The 1,691-nt window shown below is 41.6% G+C and carries 1 protein-coding gene; it reads right to left on the bottom strand.

Annotated features, from left to right (window positions below):
• Nucleotides 1-155: 155 nt before the first annotated feature.
• Nucleotides 156-1,535 carry an IS1380 family transposase gene (locus ASU35_RS15300; protein ID WP_058353851.1) on the bottom strand — a complete coding sequence of 460 codons (1,380 nt, stop codon included), beginning with the start codon at nt 1,533-1,535 and terminating at the stop codon, nt 156-158.
• Between the last annotated feature and the right edge of the window lie 156 nt (nt 1,536-1,691).

Raw genomic sequence — 1,691 nt, 5'->3', positions numbered from 1 at the left:
TTTACAACCAACTCCTAAAATGGAACTGATTGACCATTACTTTTGTTATTAACAACGGTATTTTTTCAATTTCCCCAGTTAGATGTCATTTTGATCAGGATTTTTGAAAAAATGGGTACACAAAATAAAGCTCTTATATGAACTTGCTAGTGATTTCAATACATAGCGACACTGCTTTCACAGTAATCTGCGAAAAGATGACGCCATACATTGCTTTTTCCAAGTCCGAGAACCAATTGACGTGCATGTGTAGTGACATGACTCGCCATCATGATCAGATTGCTGATTACGGTGTGGAGTCTCCGGCGCTTGACATTCCGTTTTTGACGGGGTGCCCGACCTCCGATTGTGCCCTGCCCAATCATTCTGAGGATGTTGTAGGCAATTAATCCCAATTCCAGTACCAATGCATTTGTTGCAAATTTACCGGATGGAAGACGCTCCAGATCCATATCTGTTTTAATCTCGCTATGGAACTGTTCACATTCCCCATGGCCATGATACAGCTTAATGATTTCGTCATCTGTTACCCCTAGATTTGTCCACCAGGTTTCCACTTCTATCTCTGGAATTAGAAGGATTTGACCGTATTTATCCACGGTGCGCTCAGTGATTTCGTATCCGGTACGCAGAGTAAACTCTTTTTCAAACTGCTTACTGTGTACATCTTTCCAGTCACTTCCGACATATACGGTTTTTCCTTCTCTGGGTGTTGTGATGTTTTTACAGTACTGTTTGGCCATGTCAAACCATCCATCTTTGCTTTCCCGACGAAGATTGCGTTTGATGATGAAATAGCAGCCTGCGTCAATCAGAACCGCAACATTGTCAATGGAATCATTTCCGGAATCCAAGCGAACCAGTAATGGCTGATCCGTAAGTCTTTTACAGAGGCGAATGGTTTCCAGCAGGAATTCTACCATTCCATTCTGGCAATGCTGCTTTCCCTCACGAAGTTCAAAGTTAATGGCATAACCTTCCGTTCCAAGGTAAGCCATCATAGGTGCATATCCATCAAAGCCTTTATATGTGCGGGAAACACCCTCTTTTTTTGACTTGGAGTTATCCATCGGCGTGACATCAATATCTACGGGTACAAATCCATTCGGCAGAGCAGTTGGCTGAATCTTATTGGAAATCAACAGCTCAACATTTTCATTCAAAATGGTTTCACGAAGACTGTCACCAATATCATCCATGCGCTGACGAAGAGTTTCTTCGGAGGGAATGCTCCGGGTAATACCAAGTGCTGCCTGATAAAATGCTTTATCATCATCCATCTCGTGGACTGCCTCAAAGTATGGTTTTCCCATGCAGAGCATACCAATATAAGTGAGAATAATGTCCCCGTTTTTGATCTGATGCTGGGAACGATTTTTGGTTACGTCCATACGGTTTAGTTTTTTAGCAAAATCACTTTTTCCAAGAAGTGCACCGACAACAGCAAGTCCGCTGGCAGGGATAATACGCTCATCTGTAAATTCGACAATAATATTTTGGTTTGTATTCAGGGTAAATCTCCGATTGTTGTTCATGGTAAGGAACTCCTTCATTAGTAATTGATAGAGTAAGTATACCATGAAATTCATTCACCCAATAGGTGAAAGCGGAAGAACTTGTAAAAACACCTTGAACATTAGAAAATACTGGCTTTTAATAGGTTGACTTGCATTGAACTTCACGGATTCAGG

Source organism: Acetivibrio ethanolgignens, assembly GCF_001461035.1.
In the GTDB taxonomy this organism is placed as follows: Bacteria; Bacillota; Clostridia; order Lachnospirales; family Lachnospiraceae; genus Velocimicrobium; species Velocimicrobium ethanolgignens.
Note: the sequence above shows the minus strand (reverse complement) of the source record. Positions and strands in the feature narration are given on the sequence as shown.

What these genes read in the sequence shown, in the direction of transcription:
- ASU35_RS15300 (WP_058353851.1), bottom strand. Translation starts at nt 1,535, where the DNA reads ATGAACAACAATCGGAGATTTACCCTGAATACAAACCAAAATATTATT.